At 59.6% G+C, this 26,970-nt stretch carries 27 protein-coding genes; 8 read left to right on the top strand and 19 right to left on the bottom strand.

What is annotated here, in order from left to right; genetic code table 11:
• Nucleotides 1-97: 97 nt before the first annotated feature.
• Complete coding sequence (locus CUN63_RS30920; RefSeq protein WP_129444922.1) at nucleotides 98-583, bottom strand: adenosine-specific kinase; 486 nt, start codon at nucleotides 581-583, stop codon at nucleotides 98-100.
• A gap of 174 nt (nucleotides 584-757) precedes the next feature.
• On the opposite strand from CUN63_RS30920, the gene CUN63_RS30915 reads away from it, so the two are divergent.
• Nucleotides 758-958, top strand: a complete 201-nt coding sequence (locus CUN63_RS30915) for a YbdD/YjiX family protein (RefSeq protein ID WP_033054429.1) — start codon at nucleotides 758-760, stop codon at nucleotides 956-958.
• On the opposite strand, the gene CUN63_RS30910 is transcribed toward CUN63_RS30915, so the two are convergent.
• Complete coding sequence (locus CUN63_RS30910; RefSeq protein WP_256657634.1) at nucleotides 955-2,607, bottom strand: hypothetical protein; 1,653 nt, start codon at nucleotides 2,605-2,607, stop codon at nucleotides 955-957. The two genes, CUN63_RS30915 and CUN63_RS30910, sit on opposite strands and share 4 nt — an antisense overlap.
• Between CUN63_RS30910 and CUN63_RS30905 the strand changes: the two genes are divergently transcribed.
• Entirely contained in the window at nucleotides 2,578-3,546 is a 969-nt protein-coding gene (locus CUN63_RS30905) for a nitrilase-related carbon-nitrogen hydrolase (RefSeq protein WP_129444921.1), read from the top strand. The genes CUN63_RS30910 and CUN63_RS30905 overlap by 30 nt on opposite strands.
• 82 nt (nucleotides 3,547-3,628) lie before the next feature.
• Here CUN63_RS30905 and CUN63_RS30900 read toward each other — a convergent pair whose 3' ends face one another.
• The 4 genes from CUN63_RS30900 to CUN63_RS30885 are packed head-to-tail and all read right to left on the bottom strand — an operon-like array spanning nucleotide 3,629 to nucleotide 5,814.
• Nucleotides 3,629-4,327, bottom strand: coding sequence for a dienelactone hydrolase family protein (locus CUN63_RS30900; RefSeq protein WP_129444920.1), 699 nt, complete (start codon nucleotides 4,325-4,327; stop codon nucleotides 3,629-3,631).
• A 36-nt stretch (nucleotides 4,328-4,363) separates the two neighbouring features.
• Complete coding sequence (locus tag CUN63_RS30895) at nucleotides 4,364-4,987, bottom strand: glutathione S-transferase family protein (RefSeq protein ID WP_129444919.1); 624 nt, start codon at nucleotides 4,985-4,987, stop codon at nucleotides 4,364-4,366.
• Nucleotides 4,988-5,037: 50 nt separating this feature from the next.
• Entirely contained in the window at nucleotides 5,038-5,553 is a 516-nt protein-coding gene (locus CUN63_RS30890) for a DoxX family protein (protein ID WP_129444918.1), read from the bottom strand.
• 57 nt (nucleotides 5,554-5,610) lie between these two features.
• Nucleotides 5,611-5,814 carry a hypothetical protein gene (locus CUN63_RS30885; protein ID WP_129444917.1) on the bottom strand — a complete coding sequence of 68 codons (204 nt, stop codon included), beginning with the start codon at nucleotides 5,812-5,814 and terminating at the stop codon, nucleotides 5,611-5,613.
• Nucleotides 5,815-6,242: 428 nt separating this feature from the next.
• Here CUN63_RS30885 and glsB point away from each other — a divergent pair, with 428 nt between their 5' ends.
• The gene (glsB, locus tag CUN63_RS30880; protein WP_033054442.1) at nucleotides 6,243-7,151 is read left to right on the top strand and encodes a glutaminase B; all 909 of its coding nucleotides are present in this window, start codon (nucleotides 6,243-6,245) and stop codon (nucleotides 7,149-7,151) included.
• Here glsB and CUN63_RS30875 read toward each other — a convergent pair whose 3' ends face one another.
• Nucleotides 7,152-7,553 (bottom strand): N-acetylmuramidase domain-containing protein, encoded by a 402-nt coding sequence (locus CUN63_RS30875; protein WP_256657633.1) that lies wholly within the window; start codon nucleotides 7,551-7,553, stop codon nucleotides 7,152-7,154.
• 34 nt (nucleotides 7,554-7,587) lie between these two features.
• Between CUN63_RS30875 and CUN63_RS30870 the strand changes: the two genes are divergently transcribed.
• On the top strand, nucleotides 7,588-9,090 hold the full coding sequence (locus CUN63_RS30870) for an aldehyde dehydrogenase family protein (protein ID WP_129444916.1): 1,503 nt from the start codon (nucleotides 7,588-7,590) through the stop codon (nucleotides 9,088-9,090).
• A 169-nt stretch (nucleotides 9,091-9,259) separates the two neighbouring features.
• Nucleotides 9,260-9,610, top strand: coding sequence for a BON domain-containing protein (locus CUN63_RS30865; protein ID WP_129444915.1), 351 nt, complete (start codon nucleotides 9,260-9,262; stop codon nucleotides 9,608-9,610).
• 78 nt (nucleotides 9,611-9,688) lie between these two features.
• On the opposite strand, the gene CUN63_RS30860 is transcribed toward CUN63_RS30865, so the two are convergent.
• Together CUN63_RS30860 and cynS are read right to left on the bottom strand one after the other, a co-directional pair.
• Nucleotides 9,689-10,351 (bottom strand): carbonic anhydrase, encoded by a 663-nt coding sequence (locus CUN63_RS30860; protein WP_129444914.1) that lies wholly within the window; start codon nucleotides 10,349-10,351, stop codon nucleotides 9,689-9,691.
• 115 nt (nucleotides 10,352-10,466) lie between these two features.
• Nucleotides 10,467-10,934 carry a cyanase gene (gene cynS / locus CUN63_RS30855; protein WP_129444913.1) on the bottom strand — a complete coding sequence of 156 codons (468 nt, stop codon included), beginning with the start codon at nucleotides 10,932-10,934 and terminating at the stop codon, nucleotides 10,467-10,469.
• A gap of 124 nt (nucleotides 10,935-11,058) precedes the next feature.
• On the opposite strand from cynS, the gene cynR reads away from it, so the two are divergent.
• Complete coding sequence (gene cynR / locus CUN63_RS30850) at nucleotides 11,059-11,964, top strand: transcriptional regulator CynR (RefSeq protein WP_129444912.1); 906 nt, start codon at nucleotides 11,059-11,061, stop codon at nucleotides 11,962-11,964.
• Here the strand turns inward: cynR and CUN63_RS30845 are convergent.
• The 6 genes from CUN63_RS30845 to CUN63_RS30815 form a co-directional block, all read right to left on the bottom strand.
• Complete coding sequence (locus CUN63_RS30845) at nucleotides 11,950-12,252, bottom strand: hypothetical protein (protein ID WP_129444911.1); 303 nt, start codon at nucleotides 12,250-12,252, stop codon at nucleotides 11,950-11,952. The genes cynR and CUN63_RS30845 overlap by 15 nt on opposite strands.
• Before the next feature lie 124 nt (nucleotides 12,253-12,376).
• Complete coding sequence (locus CUN63_RS30840) at nucleotides 12,377-12,706, bottom strand: hypothetical protein (protein ID WP_129444910.1); 330 nt, start codon at nucleotides 12,704-12,706, stop codon at nucleotides 12,377-12,379.
• A 520-nt stretch (nucleotides 12,707-13,226) separates the two neighbouring features.
• Nucleotides 13,227-13,730: a GNAT family N-acetyltransferase gene (locus CUN63_RS30830; protein WP_129444908.1), complete on the bottom strand. Its 504-nt coding sequence runs from the start codon at nucleotides 13,728-13,730 to the stop codon at nucleotides 13,227-13,229.
• Nucleotides 13,731-13,778: 48 nt separating this feature from the next.
• Nucleotides 13,779-14,408: a glutathione S-transferase family protein gene (locus CUN63_RS30825; protein ID WP_129444907.1), complete on the bottom strand. Its 630-nt coding sequence runs from the start codon at nucleotides 14,406-14,408 to the stop codon at nucleotides 13,779-13,781.
• A 78-nt stretch (nucleotides 14,409-14,486) separates the two neighbouring features.
• Complete coding sequence (locus CUN63_RS30820) at nucleotides 14,487-16,436, bottom strand: DNA topoisomerase III (protein WP_129444906.1); 1,950 nt, start codon at nucleotides 16,434-16,436, stop codon at nucleotides 14,487-14,489.
• 118 nt (nucleotides 16,437-16,554) lie between these two features.
• Nucleotides 16,555-18,786, bottom strand: coding sequence for a C1 family peptidase (locus tag CUN63_RS30815; protein WP_129444905.1), 2,232 nt, complete (start codon nucleotides 18,784-18,786; stop codon nucleotides 16,555-16,557).
• Between the two features lie 347 nt (nucleotides 18,787-19,133).
• On the opposite strand from CUN63_RS30815, the gene CUN63_RS30810 reads away from it, so the two are divergent.
• Nucleotides 19,134-19,502, top strand: coding sequence for a DUF427 domain-containing protein (locus CUN63_RS30810; RefSeq protein WP_129444904.1), 369 nt, complete (start codon nucleotides 19,134-19,136; stop codon nucleotides 19,500-19,502).
• Nucleotides 19,503-20,020: 518 nt separating this feature from the next.
• Here CUN63_RS30810 and lldD read toward each other — a convergent pair.
• The 3 genes from lldD to CUN63_RS30790 all read right to left on the bottom strand — a co-directional run bounded on the left by lldD (nucleotide 20,021) and on the right by CUN63_RS30790 (nucleotide 24,641).
• Nucleotides 20,021-21,163 carry an FMN-dependent L-lactate dehydrogenase LldD gene (lldD, locus tag CUN63_RS30800; protein WP_129444902.1) on the bottom strand — a complete coding sequence of 381 codons (1,143 nt, stop codon included), beginning with the start codon at nucleotides 21,161-21,163 and terminating at the stop codon, nucleotides 20,021-20,023.
• Nucleotides 21,164-21,264: 101 nt separating this feature from the next.
• Complete coding sequence (locus tag CUN63_RS30795) at nucleotides 21,265-22,887, bottom strand: MFS transporter (protein ID WP_129444901.1); 1,623 nt, start codon at nucleotides 22,885-22,887, stop codon at nucleotides 21,265-21,267.
• A gap of 68 nt (nucleotides 22,888-22,955) precedes the next feature.
• Nucleotides 22,956-24,641: a GMC family oxidoreductase gene (locus CUN63_RS30790; protein WP_129444900.1), complete on the bottom strand. Its 1,686-nt coding sequence runs from the start codon at nucleotides 24,639-24,641 to the stop codon at nucleotides 22,956-22,958.
• A 121-nt stretch (nucleotides 24,642-24,762) separates the two neighbouring features.
• On the opposite strand from CUN63_RS30790, the gene CUN63_RS30785 reads away from it, so the two are divergent.
• A complete protein-coding gene (locus tag CUN63_RS30785; protein WP_129444899.1) occupies nucleotides 24,763-25,659 on the top strand; it encodes a LysR family transcriptional regulator in 897 nt (298 codons plus the stop codon).
• Between the two features lie 89 nt (nucleotides 25,660-25,748).
• On the opposite strand, the gene CUN63_RS30780 is transcribed toward CUN63_RS30785, so the two are convergent.
• On the bottom strand, nucleotides 25,749-26,843 hold the full coding sequence (locus tag CUN63_RS30780) for a DNA alkylation repair protein (RefSeq protein ID WP_129444898.1): 1,095 nt from the start codon (nucleotides 26,841-26,843) through the stop codon (nucleotides 25,749-25,751).
• Nucleotides 26,844-26,970 lie beyond the last annotated feature (127 nt).

Here is a 26,970-nt window from a genome sequence, read left to right as displayed (position 1 = left end):
AGGTTCCGTGCTGCAGGCTCGCCAAAAAGCCTCTCAGGCGTAAGGTGTGAGGCGCTGAACAGTGTGATGTTCAGCGCCCGGTTATAACGGAAGGTGCTCAAAGCTTGTAGCCGATCTGCCGCAACAGGTTCTTGCGCCACAGGATGTCTTCCTCGCCTTCAATGCCACGGGCACAGAAGCCATCCACCACGCCCAGAATGGCTCGCCCTTGGTCCGTCTCGGCGAGAATCACTTCAGTCGGATTAGCCGTCGCGCAAAAAATGCGGCACACCTCTGGAACCATTTTGACGGCGTTCAGCACGTTTACGGGATAGAAGCCATCGTCGAGGAAAATGATGAAGCTATGGCCTGCGCCGATGGCTTGGGCATTGCTCCGAGCCAGTTCGGTCATGGCGGTATCGGTGCCGGACCAGCGCACCAGGCAGTTACCGGAAGCTTCGCAAAAGGCCACGCCAAAGCGGATACCCGGCACGGCATTGACCAACGCTTCGTGGATGTCCTCGACGGACTTGATGAAGTGGGTCTGACCGAAAATGAAGTTCGTTGCTTCCGGCTTGTCGATTTTCAACGTGATGAGTTGCATCTCGAACGCCTCCTTTCACGATGTCGTTACACTTCAGCCTAGCGTGAGAACGAGCCGGGTGTTGAGCGTCGCCGCTTTTGATACGTGAAAATACAAAGCGCCCCGGTGCTGACACAGTGCAGATACATCAGTGCGCTCTCATGGGCCAGCCCCACACTCATAGAGAGATTTGCCATGTACCGCAAACTGCAGCATGTCGCGAAGTTCCTCAGCCAGAGCGCGCGTTTAATGGTCGGCGTACCCGATTACGACAACTACGTGGCCCAAATGGCGCTCAATCATCCCGGCGAGCCGGTCATGAGCTATTCGGCGTTTTTCCGTGAGCGTCAGGAGGCCCGCTTCGGCCGTGGGAAATGTAATACCCGTTGCTGCTAGAACTTCGCATAGTTCAACGCATCGACTATGGCCGAGCCGCCGATACCGGTCAGCGAGGTACTGAGCGTCGCGACTCGTTCGCGGATCATCTTGAACTTGCCGTAGCAGGGCGTCGTTTCAGGTGTTTGCAGCAGGTAGGCGTCAAGTCGTTGCAGTGCAAGCGTGCGGGATTTTTCCGCGGCACGGCGCAGCGATAGCGCTGAGACCAGCAGTACCAGCGCCGTCAGCAGGTAGGAAATGACCAGGTTGGGCGGTGTCGGCCAGTTATCGAACAGGCTGCTGCGCGATGCGAACGGGATCAACATGACCACCGTCGGCGCATAGATCAGACGGTTTACGGCCGAGGTGCGCTTGGCGATCAGTTGCAAATCCATCCACTCGTCGATGCACGGGTGCCTGAGCATGCCAAAGGTCTTCTTGTGTTTCATCTGCAAGGTCCCTGGCCAGATCGCATGATGTTCGCTGAGATGGCGGACGAATCGCGTCAGCAGCAGGTTGGCATCCATGACCCAGAACAGCAGCACCTGAAAATCAGGGAAGGGATCAGCCAACTCATCATCCACCACATCGATGAGCCGCGAACGGGCATGCCCTCCATGGGCCAGATGACAAACAACACGCTGGTGACCACAACGTAAACCCACGTGGCGAGCATGGCCCGCAGCATTCGAGCGCCGAAGGAGCCGCAGACGCAATGTCCAGCCTTGGCCCCGGCGACTCAAGCGTCGAACCTGTCCCCACAACGTCATCTCGTATTTGCGCATGTGCAGGCGTAAATGGTACGCGGCTTCGATCTCGGTCCGGTTGATGCGCAGATTGCGCCAGCCCCATGTCAATGCAGAGAGGGATATCAGCACGGCCAGCAGCCGCAGTGCCACGGTGGGCCAGGCACTGATGCCTTCAAACAGGAACATCGGCTCACCCAGTCCGTTGTACGTCAATGTGCTGCGCATCTGGTACGCCAACATCAGCACGAGGATGCACATGACGAGAGGGACCACGATGTACCACGCCCGGGAGTCATATAAGCCCGGGCTTATGCTGGCGGTCGAGTCCTTGGCCATCGCCAGTTGCCTCGCGGAGCGCCCGGTCAGGTTCGACGAGATGATACCCAGCAATATCAGCACGAATGTGAACCAGAGAGACTCCGCATGCCAGAACCGCGTGGCGATGAATGCGCAGGCCGCCGCCACCATGAACAGCGTCATCGGCACGCCGCGCACCCAGGCCAGCCGTGCGTCATGGTCATCTTTCGGGCCCTCGATCCGCCACCAGACGATGAACCCGGCGAGTATCAAAAACGTGATTGTCAGTGGCCCGGTCCAGAAGAACGATTGGGCTTGCTTGAAGCGGTCGCGAATTAATTTGGAGGGTTCAGGGTAGGGCGGCGGTGAGGGGTCCTGAAGGCAGCGCAGCGCCATCAGGTCGTGCGGACGTACGCCTCGTTCCGACTGCGATTGGGTCGGTGCCTCGCAATTAGCGGGGCGTGACGCGGTCAACCGGCTCGCCAGCGGAATGAAGCCGCTGATCCCCACTTCATAGATGCCCGGCGATCGCAGAAATATTATTGGCGTAATTTTGATCTCGTTGAAGTCCACTCCCTCAATGAGATCACCGCCATGACCCTCGTAAAAGCCGCCGCTGTACAAATCAGCCCCGTTCTTTACAGCCGTGAAGGCACCGTCGACAAAGTGGTGCAGAAGATTCTCGAACTCGTTGAGCAGGGCGTGCAGTTCGCCGTGTTCCCGGAAACCATCGTGCCTTACTACCCGTACTTCTCGTTCGTTCAGTCGCCTTTCGAAATGGCGGCTGAACACCTCAAACTGCTGGATCAGGCCGTCACGGTCCCTTCGGCGGCCACCGAGGCCATCGGCGCCGCCACCAGACAGGCCGGCATGGTGGTTTCCATCGGCGTCAATGAGCGTGACGGCGGCACGCTGTACAACACGCAGTTGTTGTTCGATGCCGACGGCACCCTGATTCAGCATCGCCGCAAGATCTCCCCGACCTATCACGAACGCATGATCTGGGGCATGGGCGACGGCTCCGGCCTGCGCGCCACCGACAGCGCGGTAGGGCGCATCGGCCAACTGGCGTGCTGGGAACATTACAACCCGCTGGCCCGTTATGCCTTGATGGCCGATGGCGAACAGATCCATGCAGCGATGTACCTGGGGTCGTTTGCGGGGCCGTTGTTTGCTTCAAGAATGGAAGTCAGCATCCGCCAGCATGCGCTGGAAGCGGCGTGCTTCGTGGTCAACTCCACGGCCTGGCTGAACCCTGAACAACAGGCGAAAATCATGGCCGACACCGGTTGCCCCATCGGCCCGATTTCCGGTGGTTGCTTCACCGCCATCATCAGCCCGGATGGTTCGGTGTTGGGTTCGTTGACTGAAGGCGAAGTCATCGTCGACCTCGACATGGGCCTGATCGACAAGCGCAAACGCATGATGGATTCGCGCGGTCACTACAGCCGTCCGGAACTGTTGAGCCTGCTGATCGACCGTACACCGACAGCCCATGTGCATGAGCGCAGTGCTCATCCGAAGTTGATGGTGAACGAGGTGGTGGAAGAAACCGGTCGTTAAACGGCTGAGACCGTGTCGACCCCATCGCGGGCAAGTCGGATCGCCGCGATGAGGCCATTACAGGCGCTAAAAAAGTCTGGCCTTACAGTTCCATACCCAAAAAGATCAACGTATTGCCGTGGGCCTCAGCCGCTGCGCGCTGGTTGTAGCTGTCGCGATGCGAGCAGTTGAAGCCATGTTCGGCCTCCGGGTACACGACAATTTCGACGTTATCGTTGGTATCGAAACGTTCGGCGATTTTCTCCACGGCTTCCAGTGGGATGTGGCTGTCCTGTTCGCCGAAGTGCATCAGTAGCGGCACTTCTATTTCATCGGCGCGGTCCAGATGGTTCTGGATCCCGCCGCCGTAATAGGCGATTGCCACGTCCACCAGCCCATTGGCGGCGGTGTGGTACGAGAGCAAGCCACCGAAGCAGTAACCAATCGAGGCGATCCCGCCGTCCAGACCCGGCTGGGCTTTCAAGGCGTCGATGGCCAATTCGATGTCGGTCTGTGCCTTGCCAACATCGGTGGCGTTCATCAACTCGACGGCGCGTTTCCAGCCGGCCTCGTCGTAGCCCAGTTCTATGCGCTCGCCGCTGCGCCAGAACAGGTCCGGTGCAATCACCAGGTAACCGTCGGCAGCGTATTGTTCGGCGACCGAGCGGATGTGTTCATTCACGCCGAAGATTTCCTGGATCAGCACGATCCCCGGGCCTTTGCGGGTGTGCGGAATCGCCAGGTAAGCGCCGAATTTACCGTCGGCGCTGTCGATCTCGATCCATTGGGTGGTCACGCTCATGGTGGCTCCTGTCTACACAAGTGAGTTGGATGAAGCTTATTGGGGCAGTGTGGCCTTGAAGCTTGGCAGTGCCTGCATACGTTTCCACCATTCGCCGAAGCCGTCCACGGCAAACACCTGTGGCGCATCCGGGGTCATGGCGATGTAGGCACAGCCCGGCGCCAGGTAAAAGTCGCCGATGCTGGGTTCTTGACCGGCGATAAACGGATCGGTGCCTTTTATTTTCATCAGTTCGCGCAGCACCCGTTTCGAGTTCTCGATCCCTTTGCGGCGCGAATCTTCATTCTGTCCACCAATGAAGTCAGGAAAAAGATGGTAGCCGAACACTTGCACAAGGTTGCCGTAGCCATAGGAATTGTAAATGCCCTGGGCCATGTAGGTGCGCGCACGGTCGTGGGCATTGTCAGGGGTGATTGACGGGCCTGGCAGGACTTCGTCCAGATAGGCCACGATCGCATCGGTTTCGATCACCCGGAACCCGTCATGGTCGATGGCGGGCACCTTGCCGAAAGGGTGACGCACCAAGTGCTCTGGCAGGTGCGGCTCGCCTTTGATCACGTTGACCTGCACCTGGTCGAAGTCCGAGTCTTTTTCCACCAGCAGCATCTTCACTGTGCGCACATAGGAACTGCCGTCAAAACCGTAGAGGGTGAGACTCATGACCATTGCTCCACTATTGAACCGAGGGACGTTATCGAGTCCCTGGCGTTTTAGCGGTTATCGCGACGCCAGAAGACTCGAGCCAGCAGCGCATCGAGGCTGAGCTTGCCGGCACCCGAGAGCAACAGCGGCATAAAGGCCGCGAGGTAGATCAGCGGCAGTTTGAAGTTGCCGTGACCCTTGTTGCTGATGGCGTAACCCTGGGCAAGCTCACTCAATGTAGACCAATCGGCCGGCCAGTGAACGGCGGCGGTCGCGACGACCGTGACCACGATCAAAATGCATGCCGAGATCCGCGTTCCCAGGCCGACCAGTATGGCCAGGGCGCAGATCAGTTCGGCCCACATCGACAGGTCCCAGTTCAGCGTGGCCGGCACGTGGTTGAAGGGGAACGGGAAGCTGTCCTGAATATCGGCGAACCAGTTCTCGCCATTGAATTTTTCCAGGCCTGATTCGAAGAACTCCCAGGCGAGGAACACCCGCAGGGTCAGCGGCGCGATCCAGCTACCGGCACGGTCGAGGTTCAGGTGCAGGCCTTTCACGGCCGATGAGAGTGAGGTGGTCATGGGCTTGATCTCCGTTCAGTCAGGGAGGAGGGGCACCGCGGTGCCCCACACATTGGGTTACTCGCTGGCGCCGCACTTGCCTTCGCCACATTTACCTTCCGCCGGTTTTTCCGCGGTGTCGGCCTGGACCTGGCTGTAGCCGTGGGCCAGTTGTTTCATGCTGAACGCTTCGGACTCGGAGGCCGAAGCCACGTTGGACAGGGCCAGGCCGCCAGCGAAGATCAGGCCGAGGGTCAAAGAAGAAGTCGAGAGCTTGAACATCGTGATACTCCGTAGCATTGAGCGAGTTGAGCGCTTTGATTGGCATGGCCAATCGACAGGCACAGTTCATCAAGCAGGTGTATCTGCGATGTGTCTTTGCCGTGGGGTTTTAGGGGCGGGGTGTGTATGGGACGGGGCTGTACACATTCAGATACACAGCCAACACAAAACCAATTGTGGGAGCGGCGGTGCGGCGATCCGACTTGCTCGCGAATGCGGTGTGTCAGTCAACATCGTTGTTAAATGACACACCGCATTCGCGAGCAAGTCGGATCGCCGCACCGCCGCTCCCACAGGGGATCAGTGGTGTAGTTGAGATTGGGTTCATCCAGTACCGCAGTTTTTACAAAACTGTGATCCGCTACCGACCGCTGGCGTCTAGCGTTTGTGTCCCCGCAATCCCATGGGGCGTGACTTCGGAGCCCGGCATGCAAGCGCTGTTGAACGAGATCCTTGACGCAGTACGTCCCCTGATCGGTCAGGGCAAGGTGGCTGACTACATTCCCGCCCTCGGTACGGTGCCGGCCGATCAGCTGGGCATCGCGGTGTATGGCAATGACGGCGAACTGTATTGCGCCGGCGATGCCCATACGCTGTTCTCGGTGCAGAGTATTTCCAAGGTGTTCAGCCTGGTGCAGGCCATCGAACACTCCGGCGAAGACATTTGGAAGCGCCTGGGTCACGAGCCTTCCGGCCAACCGTTCAATTCGCTGGTGCAACTGGAGTTCGAGCGCGGACGCCCGCGCAATCCCTTCATCAATGCCGGTGCGCTGGTGATCTGCGACATCAACCAGTCACGCTTTGCCGCGCCGGCACTGTCGATGCGCGATTTTGTCCGTCGGCTGTCCGGCAACCCGCAAGTCATGGTGGACGGCAAGGTCGCCGAGTCCGAGTACCAGCACCGCGCGCGCAACGCGGCGATGGCTTATCTGATGCAGTCTTTCGGCAATTTCCATAACGACGTCGAAGCGGTGCTGCGCAGTTACTTCAGCCATTGCGCGCTGCGCATGAGCTGTGTGGATCTGGCCCGGGCGTTCTGTTTTCTGGCGAACGACGGTTTCTGCAAGCACAGCGGCGAACAGATCCTCACCGCCCGCCAGACCCAGCAAGTCAACTCGATCATGGCCACCAGCGGCCTCTACGATGAAGCCGGCAACTTTGCCTATCGCGTCGGTTTGCCCGGCAAGAGCGGCGTGGGCGGGGGGATTGTCGCGGTGGTGCCGGGGCAATTCACGGTGTGCGTCTGGTCGCCGGAGTTGAACACTGCCGGCAACTCCCTCGCGGGCATGGCCGCACTGGAGTTGCTGAGTCAGCGGATTGGCTGGTCGGTGTTCTAGTCAGAGCCGCAACGCTTCGACCCGGCTGCGCAAACACGCCAGCGTTTCATCGTCCAGCACCGTGGTGATATTCAGGTGCTCTTTTGCCTGGAAGAGGTTCATTGCATCCCCGGTCTGTTTGCCGACGATGCCGTCGACGGGGCCGGGATGCCAGCACAGGTATGTCAAGCAGGTTTGCGTCATACGGATTCTCAGGTCCGGCATCCCTCCATAGGAGAACTTCTGATACGCCGCGCTGAGCCGCACGTCGTAGTTATTGATCGCGTAGTTGGGGTCGTTGTAGCGGCGTGCAAAGTTGGCCCAGTCCTTGGCCCGTAATGCCGCGACTGACCCGCCCTCGATCAACGTGCCAATGGTGCACAGGCGTGCGGTTAATGACGCTCCAGGGATTTTCCTATACATTTTCCGGCCGCCCACTGCATGGTGAAACCGCTTCATGTCTCTTGCGCTCGAACGTCTAGTCGCTGGCACGCCGATCCCTTTCGCCGGGAATCGTGTCTCTGTGGTCAGCCCTGAATTAGCCGCGCGCTTTCAGCCCGGGGACCATTTGCTGGTGGAGCAGGTCAGCGGCGAGTTGTTGCTGATTCCGGTGGCTGACCAGCAAGCGGCGGCCATTGCAATCGAGCGTGCCGAAGCGGCCTTCAGCGCAATGTCCGCGGTCTCCGATCAAGCCATCAGCGAGTTCTTTGATCGCTTCGCCCAACGCCTGGAAGACCCTGCCTGCTGGGCTTTGATCGAAGCCGCCAACCTGGCCGACATCGAGCGAGCCAAGGCCCGCGGACGCTCCACCACCCGGCTTCTGGCGGATGAACGCATGCGCCGCGACATGATCGCCGGCCTCAGGGCCTGGCGCGATGCGTCGGCCACGCGCGGCAAAGTGGTCAGTTGCGTCGAGCATGACGGCTGGAAAGTCGAGCAAGTGGTCTCGCCGCTGGGCATCGTCGCGTTCGTCTTCGAAGGCCGGCCGAACGTCTTCGCCGACGCCGCCGGTGTGTTGCGCACGGGTAACACGGCGGTGTTGCGCATCGGCAGCGATGCGTTGGGCACGGCCCAAGCCATCGTCACCCACGCACTGAATCCGGCACTGAGCGACGCCGGGTTGCCGACCGGCGCGGTGTCGCTGGTGGACAGCGTCAATCACGCCGCCGGCTGGGCGATGTTCGCCGACCGGCGCCTGTCGTTGGCGGTGGCCCGTGGTTCGGGGCGCGCCGTCAGTCAATTGGGCAGCATCGCCCAACAGGCCGGCACCGCCGTCAGCCTGCACGGCACCGGTGGTGCCTGGCTGATCGCCGACAAGGACGCCGATGCCAAACGCTTTGCCGCTGTAGTGCGCAACTCGCTGGATCGCAAAGTCTGCAACACGATGAACGTCTGCCTGATTCACCGTGACCGTGTCGCAGAACTGCTACCGCTGTTCCTCGACGCGTTGCAACAAGCCGGCACCGCACGGGGGCAGGGCTGCAAATTGCACATCGTCGAAGGCAGCGAGCCGTACTTGCCGACCGATTGGCAGACTGCCAGCGTTGAGGTGTACCGCGCCGAAGGCTATCAAACCGAAGCGTTGGCCGAACCGCTGCCCGAGGATCAGTTGGGCCGCGAGTGGGAATGGGAAGAAACCCCGGAAGTCAGCCTGAAGATTGTCCATGACCTGGACAGCGCCATCGCGTTGTTCAATCGCCATAGCCCGCAGTTCACCGTGTCATTGATCAGTGAAGATGCCGAGGCTCAGGAACGCTTCTACAACGCGGTCAACGCACCTTTTGTCGGCAATGGGATGACCCGCTGGGTCGATGGACAGTACGCGCTGAACAAGCCGGAACTGGGTCTTTCGAACTGGGAGAGCGGTCGTCTGTTTGCTCGCAGCGCGATTCTCTCGGGAGATGGGGTGTTCACGATCCGCAGTCGCATGACCCAGACGGATCTGTCGGTCAAACGCTGATCCAGCACCACGACCCCAGCCAACGGCCGCACTATACTTAATGTGCGTCTGTAGGGGCGCGGCGAGCACTCCAAAACGAATCAGATGTCCATAACGCTCGCCTGAGAGTCAGAAGGCTGCACAGCCAATGGACGGGCCGTGCATCTGATGACGGAGAGAGGGTTACACCATGAAACTTCATTCCTTTCAACAATACTCTCATGATCTGGAAAGGGGCGTTCACGACACGTGGATTACCGCGAGGGTGAAGTCAGCCCTGGCAATGGCTGAACCAAGCCTTGGGCTGCAAATCCATGTCAAAACCCACGGGGGCACGGTGGCATTGAGCGGTCGCGTCAACACCCATAAACAGTGTGAGCAGGCTGTAGCTCTGGCCCGTTCGGTTCAGGGGGTCGTCGACATCGATGCCAAAGACTTGCTGACTCACGTGTTCACGCCCGGCAGTATTCCAGAACCCCCCAACGCCGAAGAGAGCGCTGAAATTCGGCCACAATCTTCAGCAAAGATGGACGATAAATAACCCGGTCGATCGTGTCAGTGCAGCGCGCCCGTGAGCCGGGAGCGCTGCGTCGATCGTCTCTGCCAGTGGATACACACTTCAGGCTGCTGCTTCTATGGATCGGGCTTGAAGGGCGCAGGTGTCCGGATACTCGGCGAGCGCCACAAAACGGTGGTTGTTGGCATCCAGGGCGTCGACCGAACCAGTCTCGATGTCGTAAACCCAACCATGCAAATTCAGCAGGCCTTTCTCCTGAGCCAGGCGCACGCTCGGATGCGTCTGAATATTGGCCAGTTGCGCGATGACATTCTCCCGAACCATTGAACTCACCTTCGCCGCTTCATTAGCGTGAGGGCGGGATTCGTTAATGACTTTCGCTGACTCGGCGTGCTGCAACCAGCCGCTGACGGCGGGCAGGTGGTCCATGCATGTGCACTTGGCGACGGCGGTCATGGCGCCGCAGTCCGAGTGCCCGCAGATCACAATATCGGTGACGCCGAGCACTGCGACCGCATATTCGACCGTGGCCGACACACCGCCGGGGTGGGGGCTGTAGGAGGGCACGATGTTGCCGGCATTGCGGATCACAAACAGTTCACCGGGTTCTTGTTGGGTCAGCAGCTCCGGCACGACACGGCTGTCGGAGCAGGTGATGAACAGCGTGCCCGGATGCTGGGTAGTGGCCAGGTGCTTGAACAGGTCGGTCCGTTGCGGAAAGGCGTCTTTCTGGAACTTCAAAAAACCTTCGATGAGCGCTTTCATGGTGATGTCCTCATGCGTGAGACGAATGATTATTTTGTAGCAGCTGCCGAGCCCGCGAGGCTGCGTCCGAGCCGGGGTCGCGCTCTACCGAAGTCCTCGCAGGGCCGGCATCCACTTAGAAAGGACGCAGTGGCAGGAACTTGCCGTCGAGGGTGATCACCGCGCGGGAGCCGCCTTCCGGGTCTTCGACTTTCTTCATGTCGAGCTTGAAGTTGATCGCACTGATGATGCCGTCGCCGAATTGTTCATGAACCAGGGCTTTCAAGGTGGTGCCGTAAATCTGGATCATTTCGTAGAAGCGGTAGATGGTCGGGTCGGTCGGGACACCTGAGAGGCTGCCGCGCAACGGGATGATCTGCAGGCGGGCCACGGTGTCGGCGTCCAGGTCCAGTTTCTCGCCAATCACTTTGGCGGCGCTTTCCGGCAGCGGGTGCTGACCGAGCAGGGCGGCAGTGACGTAGGCCAGACCGAGGCCGGTGCCGTCGGTCAGGTCCTGCCAGGACAGGTTTTTACGCGCTTTTGCATCGATGATCGATGTGGTCAGGGCCAGGCTTGGGTCGTTGTAAGCGTGGGACTGTTGCATGGTGTTTCTCCTGTCGGGAGTGATGTTGCTTGGGTGTGGAGCAATCTTCTGCTGATCGATCCATAGCGTCCAAGACCGATATACAATGCAGCGCATAAGCACAGCCTATAGATGGTGATTCCCCATGCTGCTCCGACATTTGCGCTATTTGCTGGCGGTCGCCGACCACGGCGGTTTCACCCGCGCCGCCGAGGCGCTTCACGTCTCGCAGCCGACCCTGTCCCAACAGATCCGGCAACTGGAAGAAACCCTGGGTGTCAGCCTGTTCGACCGAACCTCGCGCACGGTCAAACCCACCGATGCGGGCGAGGCCTACATCGAATGTGCTCGTCGGGTGCTGGTGGAACTGGAGGCAGGCAAACGTGCGCTGCATGACGTAAAGGACTTGTCCCGCGGCACCTTGCGGCTGGCTATGACGCCAACGTTCATGGCGTACCTGGTGGGGCCGCTGGTGCGCGATTACGTGGCGCGGTATCCGAACATCCATCTACAGATTTTTGAGCTGTCGATGGATGACATCGAGGCCGGTCTGGTGGATGACTCACTGGACATCGCCATCGCCTTTACCCAGGTCAGAAATGCCGACATCGAGTCGATCCCGGCGTTTACCGAGACCTTGGGTGTCATGGTGGGACGCGATCACCCGTTATACGAAAGCCAGGTCGGGTTGTCCGCGCAAGAGGTTGCGCAGCTGGAATTTGCGCTGCTGGCCCCCGACTTCGTTACCCGCACCCGCATCGATGAGTATTTTGCCCAGGAGCAGATCACGCCGAAGGTGGTAATCGAGGTCAACTCGGTGAGCACCTTGCTGGAAGTCATTCGGCACACGGCCATCGCCACCATCCTTCCTGAGCCCATTGCCACCGAGGACCGCGCGTTGCGTAAAATCCCGTTGTTGGGGGAGTCGCCCAAACGAGGGGCCGCGCTGCTTCGACGCAAAAACAACTATCACAGCGCTGCGTCGGTGGCTTTTATGGAGCTGGTGTTGGGTGCGGCTGCAGGTGAGTCGACGACGTCAATCTTCTATTAATTGGCACACACCATTAGGCGCTTTGCCCGTGGAAGACACCGTGACCGAGTCGTCATCGGAGAGGAGGATCGAGATGACGACGCCCGAACCCTTGGCTTCGAATCGGCGATCGTCAATGGCTTTGGTCTCGGCTTCCTTGCCGTTGATCAATACCGGCCCGTCCTGATCCGCGTGGACGATGATTTTGCCGGGGCAGTCCGCATCGAACAACGGAACGCCGATGATGCTGTTTGCATGGGCAGCACTGGCCATTACGAGCAACAGCAAGCCTGTCAGTTGTATGTTCATCACAATCCTCCAATGATCCAGTGCACACGGTTAACGATAGCGTTGTTTGGTGCGCACGAGACAAACAAAAAGGCCCCGCTCGATGTGACGAGCGGGGCCTTTTTATGGATGGGGTGTGGAGGTATCAGGAGAACCGGTCAATCACCCGAACGTCGTTCTGGTTCTGCATCGAGGCCCATGCCTGTTTCAGCGTTTGCAGAACATTACCGATGAAGTCCTTGTCAGCCGCGGCTTTCTTGCCGACATAGCCTTGGCCGCGACGGTACATCTTCAGTCGGGCGAGCAGGTTCTGGTTGTTCTTGTCGAACTCCGCTTCATGGGCGTGAGGCGACAGGCAGTCGATTTGCACCTGACCCGACTTGCTGATCCACAGAATATGGCTGTCATGGCTGTCTTTTTGCGCAGCGAACAGATGAGCCAGTTCATCGATAGTGGGTTGATTGTTCAGATTCATAGTAAGCCCCTTGACCATTTTGTGATCTTTCAAAGTTGATTCGCTAATACAGGTAGCCCATCGGTTAGTTGATCCCTGGCACCGAAACCAGGACGTCAGCGGTCGGCCGCCAAAATGACGGGGTCCCGCGTCTGTTGCATGTAGTCGTGTTGAATAACTGCTACGCAATAGCGTCACAACGAGGAGAAGCGGCGAAAACCTTCTGGCCACTGCCGACATTTTCAGGGTCGGTCACAAGCTTCATGAGGATTGATCGCCAGCGCTTCTCGTCCTTGTACTGGACGTTCAGGCCAGGTCAGCTTCTTCAATCTGCCTTGTGGGCAGCGTGTATCCGGGAAAAACAGCTCGGCGGTCAGACGAGCTTGCTCAAACGTGTTGCCTGTTCTCCCGATCGGGGAGACGTCTGCATCATGCAAGGGCAAATCGGAGGCGTCAACGGTTTTGTAGTGATTATTTTTGGTCACTACATATTGTCGGACAAAGTCGTTTGGAATTAAAAATCGGAATGGGAAAGCGCCAGTCAGGACGATGGCAGCGATGTTTGGAATCGGTAAACGGTGCAGGGATAACCGTCTACCGGCAGCTGATGCAGGGTGAACTCGCCATGGGTGAGATCAGCCAGGACCCGGGCCCAGAACCGCTGCGCAGGCTGATTCACGTCGAGGTGGAAAATTTGCCATTGACCGGGGAACCGGCTCAAGAGGGTGGAAACGACAAACTTCGCGACGCCTTGGCCGCGAAAGCGTCGACTGACAAAGAAGTAGCCGATGTTGTACTCGGCGCCGTGCAGATGGGTTTCGTCATCCACAGTCACGAAGCCGGCCAATTCTCCGTCGACCTTGATCAGAAACGGCCGGGTTGCGGGGTTGCGCCAGTAACCCGGTTTGGGCTGGGCGTTGAAGAAACCGTGCTCACCGAGCTTAAGCGGCAGCCACTCGCTGAATTCATACATGTAGAACTGCATCAGGTTTTCAATCGTTTCCAGTTCGTCGCGCTGGGCGGTGTGCAGTTCGATCAAGGGCATGTTGATAGCTCCTGAGGTGCAGGCCATCCCTGGCCCCGGCATGATCACTCAGTGGGGGGCGAAATCGTATTTCCCACCTTTTTTCAGTGCGGCTTGATAGGCCGGACGAGCCTGAAAGCGTTCAATCCAGGCCGCTATATGAGGATAGTCACCGAGCTTGCCTTGGGCTCTGGCGATCTCGCCGATAAAACTCATCTGGATGTCGGCGGCGCTGAACTCATCGCCCAACAGGTAATCGGACTGGCTCAAAGCCGTGTCGAGGTAGCCCAGGTAGTTGGCCACCTCCGAATTGATCCGCGGATGCAACGGCGCACCGGCTTCACCGAGGCGTCCCACATACAGGTTCAACATCAGCGGCAACATCGCTGACCCTTCGGCGAAATGCAGCCACTGCACGTATTCGTCATAGGCGGGGGTGGACGGATCGGGTTGCAGGCGACCGTCGCCATGACGTCGAATCAGGTAGTCGATGATCGCGGAGGACTCGATCAGCTTCTGCGCGCCGTCTTCGATGACCGGTGATTTACCCAGGGCATTGATCGCTTTCAATTCCGGCGGTGCCAGGTTGGTCTTCGGGTCGCGCTGATAGCATTTCAGCTCGTAAGGGATGGCCAGTTCTTCCAGCAACCAGAGAATCCGCTGGGAACGGGAGTTGTTCAGGTGATGCACGATAATCATGGTCGATGCCTTCTCAGAAAATGGGGCTGTCGCTGGGCTTGAAGAACACTAGACCCTTTTGGCTCGCCCGAAGTGCCCTCAAGCCTTGCTCGCTGGTTTTGCCGCGCGTTTGGTGCCGGTCGAGGGCTTGCGTTTGGCGGGCTTGCGTTTGTTTTTCCACGGTGTGGCACCGCGCCCGGCGGGGCTTGCCGGTCCACTGATGGTCAGGCTCAGGCCGGCGCAACGGGCGACCTGTTTGCTCATCCACGCGGCCTGTTTCGTGACGAATTCTTCCAGGCTCATCTCGCCACTCTGCACCATGTCCAGCGCCTGCTCCCAAATCGCCGTGGTCCCGGGGTCGGCGATGGCACGCGGCACGGCATCGATCAGGCTGAAAGCGGCCGGGGTGGCGGCGAGCGCCTTGCCGTTCTTGATCAGATAACCACGGTCGAGCAGGCCCTGGATGATCGAGGCGCGGGTCGCTTCAGTGCCGATGCCGGTGGTGTCCTTGAGTTTCTGCTTGAGCAGGGGATCTTCCACCAGTTTGGCGACGTTCTTCATCGCCTTGATCAGATCGCCTTCGGTGAACGGTTTGGGCGGTTGCGTCCAGAGGTCCTTGAGCTTCACGTCGGCCACCGCGCAGTCACGTCCTTCGGCCAATGCCGGCAGCGTTTGCGGCGCCGGTGCTTCGCGGCCCTTGGCCGGGGCGAGGGCCTCGGGCAGAGCGCGTTTCCAGCCGGGCTCGAAGATCTGCTTGCCGACGGCACGCAAGGCTTCACCGGCGCAGTCGAAGTCGGCCTGGCTCCGGTCGTATTCATGGTTGGGCAGAAACTGCGCCAGATAACGCGCGCGGATCAGGGTATAGACGGCCCGCTGCTTGCCCACCAGCCGCTCGAGGTTTTTCGCCGCAGCGGTGGGGATGATGCCGTGGTGAGCGCTGACCTTGGCGTCGTTCCAGGCCCGTGAGCGGCGCTGAGGCTCCAGGAAATCGTTCAAGGCATTCAGTGCCGGATCAGCCTGCCTCAGCGCGGCCAGAATGCCCGGTGCTTCGCTGTGCTGACTCACGGGCAGGTAACCGCAGTCGCTGCGGGGATAGGTGATGACCTTGTGGGTTTCGTACAGGGCCTGGGCGATATCGAGGGTTTCCTGGGCGCCGAGCCCGAGCTTCTTCGAGCAGACTTCCTGCAAGGTGCCCAGATCGAAGGGCAGGGGGGCCACTTCGCGCATTCGCTCGGTACGCAGTTTGATCACCCGGGCACTCGCCGCACTGCCAATGGCTGCCGCTGCATTTTGCGCCAACGCCTGATTCAGGCAGCGATCCTGATCGTCGCAAACCTCGGAGGCTGCACGCCACTGGGCGGTGAACGAGGTGCCGTCGTGCAGCAGTTGCACATCGATGGCCCAATAGGCGACCGGCACGAAATCGGCGATGCTGCGGTCGCGATCCACCACCAGGCGCAGGGTCGGCGTTTGCACCCGACCGACCGGCAATACGCCCTGATAACCCGACTGACGCCCTAGCAGCGTGAATAGCCGACTCATGTTCATCCCGATCAACCAGTCGGCCCGCGAGCGCCCGAGTGCCGAATGGTACAGGCTAAAGGTCTCGGCCCCCGGCTTCAGGGCTGCCAACGCCTTGCGGATTGACGCATCGTCCAGCGCCGACAGCCATAGCCGCTGGATCGGCCCGCGATAACGGCAATGCTCGACCAGTTCCCGGGCGATCATCTCGCCTTCACGGTCGGCGTCGGTGGCGATCACCAATTCATCGGCCTCGCCGAGCAGCCGCTTGACCGCTTTGTACTGGCTGGCCGTGCGTGGTTTGACGGTCATCTTCCACTTCTCTGGAATGATCGGCAGATCCGCCAGCACCCAGCGCTTGTAACGCGCGTCATAGGCGTCCGGCGGCGCGGTTTCCAACAGATGGCCGATGCACCAGGTCACCGTGACGTCCGTTCCCAGCCAGCAGCCGTCGCCACGACGCCTGGCGCCGAGGACGGCCGCAATGTCTTTGGCCTGGGAAGGTTTTTCACAGAGGTACAGCCGCATAACCACCATCGCTCATCAACTGTCGAGAGGCGGACAGAATGGCGGCTGATGAGCGATGGGGCAATCTTTATCTGTATGGATGTACAGTCGGTGCGTTGCGATTCATTGCACAGACGCCTCAGTAGTTCAGGTTAACCACCGGTTGGTCCAGCTTCGCGTCCGGCTCTCGTCTGAGAATGGTCAGCAAGGCGGCGGTAATGACGTTCACATCATGGTCGAACCCGCCGTGGGAGGTGTCCGCTTTGGTGCCCGCGCCGTAGTTCATTTGCGAATCGTTGAAGATATGCAGGGTTTTCGCGAACGCCTCGGGAAGCCCACGGCCTGTGGCGGCGAAACCGGCCGGAATGGTTTTTCCCCAGTAAAACTGGTTCCACTGCTCGGTCATGTTCTTGGCGGCAATGTTCCACTGCGCCACATCGGGGTTGCTGAAGTCCTGGAAGTTCTTGTCCAGGCTCTTGGCCATGCCCAGCAGCGGCATGCGTTGCAGTTCTTCATAGGCACGGGAAACAAGGTACAGCAGTGACTTGTGGTACACGCCGATGACGTTGTCATCCTGTTCGCGGTTGTCGGACATCATGTAAATGTGGAAGTCCTTGCGTTTGAGGCCTCCACCTTCGATGACTTTGCGGTAGGTCTGGTTGGCGAAATCGAGGGTACAGGCCGGGGCCATCAGCGTCGACGTTTCGATGGCCAAGCCTCTGGCCGACAGCAGTTGAGCCAAGTGGCCATTGATCAAGGACCCCGCAGAATGACCGATCAGATGAAGTTCGACGTTCTTCTTGCCCATGTCGGCGACCAGTTTTTTCAGGTTCTCCGCCATTTCCACCAGCCCGCGCGGGGTAAAGCCTGCGACTGAGGCCGCTTCGGCGTTCTGCTTCATCTGACTCCACTGATCGCCGCCGAGTTTTTTGGTGGCCAGTTCCACCGTGCGATCAAAACCTTCCAGGGCCTTGTCCTTGAGGGTCTTCAACACATCGCTGATGCCGCCAGCCTCGGGAAACAGCCCCGGGAGGGCGTCCTTGACGATGTCGGCAAATGTCTCCAGCGCCCCGGTTCGCCAGGTGACAAACAATGGATAGATGCCGTTTTCAAGAAAGTACGGCGCCATCGCACAGATTCGATTGATGGAGTCCTGCTCGGAGTTGAGCCCGCCATGGGCGATGACGGCGATGCGCAGCACGGCGGGTTTGTTGGCTGCCGAGAGCTTGTCGTACCAGGCGCGCGGTGACTCGTAGACGATTCGCTTGACGCCCGCGCGGACGTTTTCGACGTCGGTGAGGCGGGGGCCGATACTGCCGTTGTTTTCCATCACGATGGTCAGGCCATACGCCTGATCCATGGTCAACAGGGGAGGTCCTTTGCGACCGGTATCGCGGGCACCGGCGGTGAACAGCGAGAAACCTTCACGCTTGGCGCTGGAGCTCGACAGCGCGTTGCGAAACGCTGATTGAACATCGGCCCGGGAACGTGAAGGCCGCGCGTTGTGCGATAACGCGCCGTGTTCAATCGGCACACCGAGGGCCACGGTCCAGGCGTCGGTGCCGTTGGCCAGCCAGTCCTCGAACGTCAGGATGGCGAAGCCCGAGAATCCCCAGTCGGTTGACCAGGAATTCTGCACGATGAACCCCTGATGGGTGTAGCCGATCAAGGCAAAGGCGTGACCGCCCTGGCTGGTTGTCGGCCATTTGATGACGGGCAGCTGAGACATGCTCTGGAACACCGCCGGCGGACGTTTTTTGCCTTTGGGCTGGATCAGTGCCCAGCCCTGATGCACATTGGCGGAAACGTAAAGCGCACCCGCTTCGTACAGCGCCGCCATCATGGCGGTGATGTCGTCTTTCTCGACGCGGTAGTAAACCCCCAGCGGCCGGGTCACGGCGTCTGTTGCCCAATTTTCGGCGGGCGCTTCAAACGCCGGAACCGATCCGTCGGGCTTGACGGTATAGGGCCACAGTTCCTCCGCGCAGACTCCGTGCTTATGCCATCCCTTCAACGCGCCGCGACAACTGGAACCGGTGTAGTCCTCTCCTGGCCATTCGTCATAGAGTTTGGCCAAATGATAAAGCTGACGCGGGCTCGTCTTGATGGACGCCCGGTCCCGCAGCCACAACAAATAGTTGACCACCGCCGCCAGCCCGAACCCTGTGCACGCACCTTCGTTGCCTTGGTAGAGCACCAGGCCCTTACCCAGGTAGGCAGAGAGTTCGGTGGCGATGTCTTTGTCGGCGGGCCAGGAGGGCGGCAGTGACTGGACCCGTGGGGTGAAGATCCGATCACGCAGGTCGAGGCGATCGGGACGGGCATCCAGGGTGATGATTTTCTGATCGAGAGAAAACTTCGTGGCGGGCATGTGGGGACCCTCAAGTTTCTGAGACTCGAACCCCCACGCCACGACTGCCTGACTGCGCAGTAGGGGTGACAACGGTGCTATTGATCGTAGTCGATGTTTCGCCGACTTCGAATATTCAATTCGGTGGAAGGACCAAGGACCTCTCCGTGCAGGGACTTGGCATTACCTATGCCGTCGAGGAGGCTCGTCGGAACGCCGCACCGTCCCGTTCGGCTGCGAAGCCGTCATGAGTGCAAAATCTGGGTTATACCTGAAAGTCGTGTTCTCAGGTTTTGGGGCTGCTGCGCCGCCCACCGCGGGCAAGCCTCGCTCTCACAGGTTCATCAGCGTCAGGAGAAACGTATTCCATGAAAAGCTCCGGTCCTAGTCCTGTCATCACCATCGCAGAGCAGCCGGGCTGCCTGCTGGTAAAGTTTCACGGTATCCAGGTGGCCGCGTCCTCACGGGCGCTGGTGTTGCTCGAGGCCAACTATCCTCCGGTGTATTACGTACCGCGGGAGGACATTGATGAAAAGTACTTTGCCCGCACCGATCACACGAGTTATTGCCCCTATAAGGGCGATGCCAGCTATTTCAGTCTGCAAGTCCCGGGACATGAGGGCGCTAACGCGGTGTGGAGCTATGAAGACCCTAAAGTGTCGGTCGATCAGATTCGCGGCTACATGGCGTTCTATCCCGATCAAGTGACCTTTGAAGTTCTCAAAGACGTTGAGTGAGGGTCGCTTTCCAGGCACACATGCGTAGCGAGAGGGCGGAGGATCAAGAGCAAGAGCGAGGCGGCCGATCTGTCTTTTGTTGATCGTGTGCATATCCGTTTCTGCGGTCACGGCGGCTTAGGGTTCCGCCCTTACGGCGGGTCACTTGGAAAAGCCCAAGTAACCAAAGGCTCTTGCCCCTTTCGTTCGGCCCTTCGCCTAGGCTCAGGGTGCCCTCGTTCCGGTCCTGCTCCGTGGGCCCGCCGCCATCGGCCATCCATGGCCGGGGGCGGCTAACCCGGCATCCATGCCGGGTTGCCCACTGCGCAGAACCTCCACTCGGCCTCTCGAGGGGGGCGTGCACCGCAAAAGCCAAAGCGAGGCGGCCTACCGGCCGGCCTGTTTTCTCAACGCCTGCGCGTATTGATCGTTCCCTCGCTCTGCGTGGGAATGCCGCCGGGGACGCTCCGCGTTCCGCTGTCGACACACGACTCGAGCCCTGCGCAGGGGCGGGGCGTTTTTAAGAGCAGGTGTTCAGCTCATCGAACAGCATCCACCAGCGTGGATTCATCAATCTGGCTAATCGACGTCACCCCGGTCAAGGTCATGGCGACGCGCATTTCCTTGGCGAAGATATCCAGCATATTCTCCACCCCGCGTTGACCATCGGCGGCCAGTGCATAAGCCATGGAACGCCCCAGCAATACGCCTTTTGCGCCCAGCGCCAACATCCGTACGACATCAAGCCCCGAGCGGATTCCCGAGTCGACCAGCACCGTCAAATCATTACCGATGGCTTGCATGATGGGCGGCAATGCCTTGGTGGTGGAGAGCACGCCGTCCAGCTGTCTCCCGCCGTGGTTCGACACGACAATGCCATCCGCGCCAAAGCTGACCGCGTCTCTGGCATCCTGAGGATCGAGAATGCCTTTGATGATCATCGGGCCTTTCCAGAACTCACGAATCCACTCCAGATCGCTCCAGCTGATCGAAGGGTCGAAGTTGTTGGCCAACCAGCCCATGTAGTCTTCGAGGGTTACGGCTTTGCCAAGGTACTTCGAGATATTGCCCAGGTCGTGTGGACGCCCCATGACGCCGACGTTGAATGCCCAGTCGGGTTTGGTCATGGCCTGAAGCATTCGCCGCGATGCCGCAAAAGGACCTGACATGCCCGAGTGTGCGTCCCTGTATCGGGCGCCGGGCGTGGGCATGTCCACGGTAAACACCAGGTTTTTCACACCGGCGGCCTTCGCCCGCTCCAGTGCATTTTTCATGAAGCCTCTGTCCTTCAACACATACAGCTGAAACCAGATGGACTGTTGGCTTTGTGCCGAGACCTCTTCGATCGAGCATACCGAAACCGTTGATAGACACAGTGGAATGCCTTTGTTTTCCGCCGCTTTAACCGCCTGCACTTCACCACGGCGGGCGAACATGCCCGTCAGGCCGACCGGGGCCAATATGATCGGCATTGAAAGCGGTTGGTCGAAGAGGGTGGTTTCAAGGCTCAGGGTTTCGACGTTTTTCAGAATGCGCTGACGCAGGCTGATGCCCGTCAGATCAGCGCTATTGGCCCTCAGCGTGTGCTCTGCATAAGCACCGCCATCAATGTAATCAAACAAAAAACGCGGGAGTTTGCGACGTGCTGCCTCGCGATAGTCGGATGCGGATGAAATGATCATGGTGCCTCGGTCTGGTGAGTGGCGGGGCGATGGTTGCGTCGAGCGTCGGGTCAGATTAACGAAAACGCCCCGCATTGCGGGGCGTTTTTTTGCCCGTGCTGTCAGTTGGTATCCAGATCCACGTTCTTGGTCTCACGCAAACAGATCATCCCGACGACCAGGCTCACCCCGGTAATCAGCACCGGGTACCACAGCCCGTAGAAGATGTCCCCGGTGTACACCACCAAGGCAAACGACACTGTCGGCAGGAAACCACCGAACCAGCCGTTACCAATGTGGTAAGGCAGGGACATCGAGGTGTAGCGGATGCGGGTCGGGAACAGTTCGACCATCAATGCTGCCAGCGGGCCGTAGCACATGGCGGAGATGATGATCAGCGCGACGATCAGCGCCACGATCATCGGTTTGTTGATCAACTGAGTGTCGGCTTTTGACGGATACCCGGCCAGGGTCACGGCGCCACGCAGGGCCGCTTCATCGTAACCATCGAGTTTCACTTCGCCGACGCTGACCTGCACGGCGCTGCCGGCAGGTAGAGCTTCGCTGTTGTAGGGAAGGCCCTGTTTCACCAGGAAGGTTTTGACCTTGTCGCAAGGGCTGTCAAATTTCGCCTTGCCCACCGGGTCGAACTGGAAGGTGCAGGTGGCCGGGTCAGCCAGCACGGTGATCGGTGCCTGACGGCTGGCCAGGTCGATGGCCGGGTTGGCGTAGTGGGCGATGGACTTGAAGATCGGGAAGTACAGTGCAGTCGCCAGCAGCAGGCCGATCATCAGTACCGGTTTGCGCCCGACTTTATCCGACAGCCAGCCGAAGAAAATAAAGAACGGTGCACCGATGATCACGCTGACGATCAACAGACTGTTGGCGAGCGCCGGGTCCATTTTCAGGAACTGAGTGAGGAAGAACAGCACGTAGAACTGCGCCGCGTAGAAGGTCACGGCTTGCCCGGCGTTGATGCTGAACAGGGCGATCAGGACGACTTTAAGGTTTTCCCATTTGCCGAAGGAATCGCGCAGCGGCGACTTGCAGAGCTTGCCTTCTTCTTTCATTTTCACGAACGCTGGCGACTCGTGCAGGCTCATGCGAATCCAGGTCGAGATGCCCAGCAGAATGATCGAAAACAGGAACGGAATCCGCCAGCCCCAGACTTCGAACTGGTCACCGGTGAAGTAACGGCAACCGAGCACCACCAGCAGCGACAGCAGCAAGCCTAGGGTCGCGGTGGACTGAATCCAGCTGGTGTGGAAGCCGCGTTTACCCATCGGCGCGTGTTCCGCAACATACGTGGCAGCACCGCCGTATTCACCGCCCAGGGCCAGGCCCTGAAGCATGCGCAGCAGCACGAGGATGATCGGCGCGGCAATGCCGATGCTCGAGTAGGTCGGCAGCAACCCGACGCAGAAGGTCGCCAGGCCCATGAGGATGATGGTCGCAAGGAACGTGTATTTACGCCCGATCATGTCCCCCAACCGGCCGAACACCAAGGCGCCGAACGGCCGCACGATGAAGCCGGCAGCGAAGGCCATCAGCGCAAAGATGAACGCCGTGGTGTCGTTGACCCCGGCGAAAAACTGTTTGCTGATCACCGCCGCGAGGGCGCCATAGAGGAAAAAGTCGTACCACTCGAAGACCGTCCCGAGCGACGAGGCGAAGATGACTTTTTGGGTTTCCTTGCTGGTGCCCGCGCTGCGCACGGCTTCCAGAGGCTGAACATGTTCTGACATATCGGTATCCCTCACAGTGATTGTTTTTTTTGTTCCACTGTCGGCGCCGGCCTTATGGGCTGGCGTCGCTACTGTCGATGTATCGGGCGTACTGGCTCCCTGTAGGAGCTGGCGTTGGTGGTCAGTTCCTTCTGCGCGGCGATGCTCCTTGTGTTGGGGTTAAGGATCAACTGTGCTGCCTTTTCGGCAATCATCAGCGTAGGCGAACAGGTGTTGCCCGAGGTGATGCGCGGCATGATCGAGGCGTCGGCGATGCGCAGGCCTGGGATGCCGTGAACGCGCAGCTCGGCATCGACCACGGCGTCCGCGTCGTTGCCCATGCGGCAGGTGCCGACCGGATGGAAGATGGTGGTGCCGATGCGGGCGGCGGCTTCGTGCAGTTGTTCTTCACTCTGCAAGCTGTCGCCGGGCAAGTACTCCACCGGTTTGAATGCTTGCAGGGCCGGTGCCGCGACGATGCGCCGGGTCAGGCGAATGGCATCCGCTGCCACCCGCAAGTCCTCCGGATGGCTCAAGTAATTGGGCTGAATCAGTGGTGCTTCCTGCGGATCGGTGGAGCGAATCTCGACGCGGCCACGGCTTTGCGGGCGCAGATCGCACACCGACGCCGTGAAGGCAGGGAAGGCATGCAATGGCTCACCAAAACGTTCCAGCGACAGCGGCTGAACGTGATACTCGAGATTCGCCGATGTCTGCTCCGGTCCCGAACGGGCGAAGGCTCCGAGTTGGCTCGGCGCCATGGACAACGGACCGCTGCGGTCATACAGGTAACGCAGGCCCATGCCCATCTTGCCCCACAGGCTGCCGGCAATCTGGTTAAGGGTGCGGGCGTTTTCCAGTTTATAGATCAGGCGCAGTTGCAGGTGATCCTGCAGATTGGCACCCACGCCGGGCAGTTCATGGGCAACGCCGATCCCCAATCGTTGCAGCAGCGGGCGAGGGCCGATCCCGGAACGTTGCAGGATGCTTGGTGAGCCGACGGATCCGGCGCACAGCACGATTTCCTTGCGCGCCTTGAAGGTTTTCGCCTGACCCTGCCAACGCGCGTTGACCGCTGACGCACGGCCGTTTTCCAGCAGCACACGGTCGACTTCGACGTTGGTCAGCACGGTGAGATTGGGGCGATTGCGGATCGGTTTGAGAAACGCTTTGGCCGCGTTCCAGCGAATACCGGCTTTCTGGTTGACCTGGAAGTAGCCGCAGCCTTCGTTGTCGCCCTGGTTGAAGTCATCGATGCTGGCGATGCCGGTTTGCTCGGCGGCCCTTTGGAAGGCATCGAGAATCGGCCACGACAGTCGCTGACGTTCGATCCGCCATTCCCCGGCGGCGCCGTGAAACTCCGAGTCGCCGGCAAAGTGGTTTTCGCTCTTTTTGAACAATGGCAGGACGTCTTGCCAGCTCCAGCCGGGATTGCCCTGAGCCGCCCAGCCGTCGTAGTCGCCGGCCTGGCCGCGCATGTAGATCATGCCGTTGATCGAGGAACAGCCGCCGAGCACCTTGCCACGCGGGTAACTCAAGGCGCGACCTTGCAGGCCGGGTTGCGCTTCGGTCTTGAAGCACCAGTCGGTGCGCGGGTTGCCGATGCAGAACAGGTAACCCACGGGGATGTGAATCCACGCATAGTTATCGCGGCCGCCGGCTTCGAGCAGCAACACCCGATTCTGCGGGTCGGCCGACAACCGATTGGCCAACAAACAACCGGCTGGGCCGGCCCCGACCACGATGTAGTCGTATTCATCCAGGGAAGTCTGCATCCGTGACCTCATGTTGTTGTTCTTGTTGTCGGTCATCCTAGTTGTTAGCTTTCGTCAAAAGAATGTTAGTTTTTGCGCAGCCGCTGTGCGTTTTTAAACAGCCCTACCTCAAGGACGGTTCATGTTCGACTGGAATGACCTGCGGTTTTTTCTCGAGTTGCAGCGCAGCGGGCGTTTGCTAACCGCTGCCCGCCGTTTGAACACTACCCACGCCACCGTGGCCCGGCACATCGAGGCCATCGAAAAGAGCCTCGGCACCGCGTTGTTTGTTCAGCATGCGCAGGGTTATGAGCTGACCCCGGCCGGCGAAGCGTTGCTCAAACATGCCGAAGCGATGGAAAACGTCGCGTTGCTGGCGCAGGAAGAAATCACTCAGTCCACGGCGCCGCTGGGCAAGATCCGCGTCGGCGTGACTGAAGGGTTGGGCATCATGTTCCTCGCCAGCCGCATGAATGGGCTGTTCGAACGTTATCCGGGGCTGGAAGTGGAACTGGTGGCGGTGCCGCGCTTTGTCAGCATTCTCAATCGCGAGGCCGAGATCAGCATCCACCTGGAACGCCCGGCCGCCGACATGTTGGTCACCCGCAAACTGACTGACTATCGATTGGCGCTGTACGCCAGCCAGGAGTATCTGGATCGTTCGCCACCGCTGCGCAGCCGCGAAGACCTCGGTCGCCACGCTTGGATTGGCTATGTCGATGACTTGCTGTTCAGCCAGGAGTTGATGTTCCTCAACAGCTTCTGTCGCAATCCGCAGGTGGTGTTTCACAGCACCAGCGTCATCGCCCAGCAACAGGCCGCGCGTTCCGGGTTGGGGATCGCCGTGCTGCCTTGTTACATGGCCAGCGCCGATCCCGGCCTGGTCCCGTTGCTGCCGGATGAGAGCATTCAGCGCAGCTATTGGATCAGCACGCGGCGTGAGCTGCACAAATCCGTGCGGTTGCGGGTGTTGTGGGATTACGTGGTGCAGCTTTGTGAGAGCGAGCAGGATTTATTGCTGGGCCCCAATCCCCTGTAGGAGCAGAGCTTGCTCGCGATGGCGTCAGGTCTGACACACAGCGTTTTCGTTCATCGCGAGCAAGCTTTGCTCCTACAGGGGTTCGTGTTTCAAGGGATAATTTCGAATGCGGTACTGGCCAGGCGCTCTCCATTCACCAGCACGTGTACGGCGTGTTTGCCCACGTAGTGTTTGCGGGTGGTGAGTTCCTTGATCTGCTGGCTACGGGCGATGGTCTCGGTCGCCTTGCCGGGAAGCGTCAGCACCTTGAGCTTGAACACCTTCGCCGACGTGCTGCCGTTGGCTTTTACGTAATCGATGGCGTAGTCGATCACCAGTCGCTGACTGTCCTGGACCGTGGATTTCACGGCGAAGGACAGGGTGATTTTTTCACCCAGGCGAATCACCGCCGGTTCCACCTTCACATCGATGATCTCGACCTCAGGCTTGCGGCCCGCGCCAATGATCGCCAGCGCGCGTTGATTGCCCTGTTTGATCAGGCTGCGCAGGGCGTGTTTGGCGATCCATGCGGTGTGTTTGTTGTCCAGCGACCAGCCTTCGATCAGGCCCAGCACCCACTCGGGATGATCCTTGGTGATGTCGTTGAGGTGGTTGGCCACGGACTTGCGCACGTAAAGGCTGTCGTCGGCCTTGAGGTTGTCGAGGATCGCCGCCGCCAATGTTGGGTCAGCCTGAATCTGTTCCAGTCGAAACGACCACGGCAGGCGCGGTCGGCTGCCTTCGCTGGCCAGGCGGCGGACGTGTTCGTTTTCGTCCAGGGACCACTCGTGCATGACCGCCAGTGAGCGTTCGATGTCGCTGCGCATGAAATGGCGGATTGCGAACTCCGAGGAGCCGAAGGTGGTGAAGTACTTGAGGGCGTCCATGGACTGTTCGAAGGCATGCGCGCCGTACGTCGCGACGTAATGAGGTAATGAAATGCTGACGAAGCCGCTGTTCAGCCGCGGGGCGAGGGCGCGCAGCACCTCCAGCGTTTCTTCATAGCTCAACGGCAGGACCGCGTGCAGGCACTCGCTGACCCGGGCCATGCGCTGCATGATCGATAACTCGGCAAGCCCGTCGTTGGTCAGCTTCAGGAAGGCCTTGGCGTTGAACGCGGGGTAGACCGCGGTCATCTCGGTGGCGATGTGTTTGAGGCGTTCGGCGTTGAAGATTTCTTTTAGGGCGGGGGGTTGGTCAGCCATAGTGAGTTCCTTGGAAATTCTGGTTTGCCTGAAATACCGCGTTATCGTTCTTCGCGAGCAAGCCCGCTCCCACACTTGATCTCAGTCGTACACACATTCTGTGTTCACTAAAGAACCAATGTGGGAG

Origin of the sequence: Pseudomonas sp. ACM7 (assembly GCF_004136015.1) — a bacterium.
GTDB classification, from domain to species: domain Bacteria; phylum Pseudomonadota; class Gammaproteobacteria; order Pseudomonadales; family Pseudomonadaceae; genus Aquipseudomonas; species Aquipseudomonas frigoris.
Note: the sequence above shows the minus strand (reverse complement) of the source record. Positions and strands in the feature narration are given on the sequence as shown.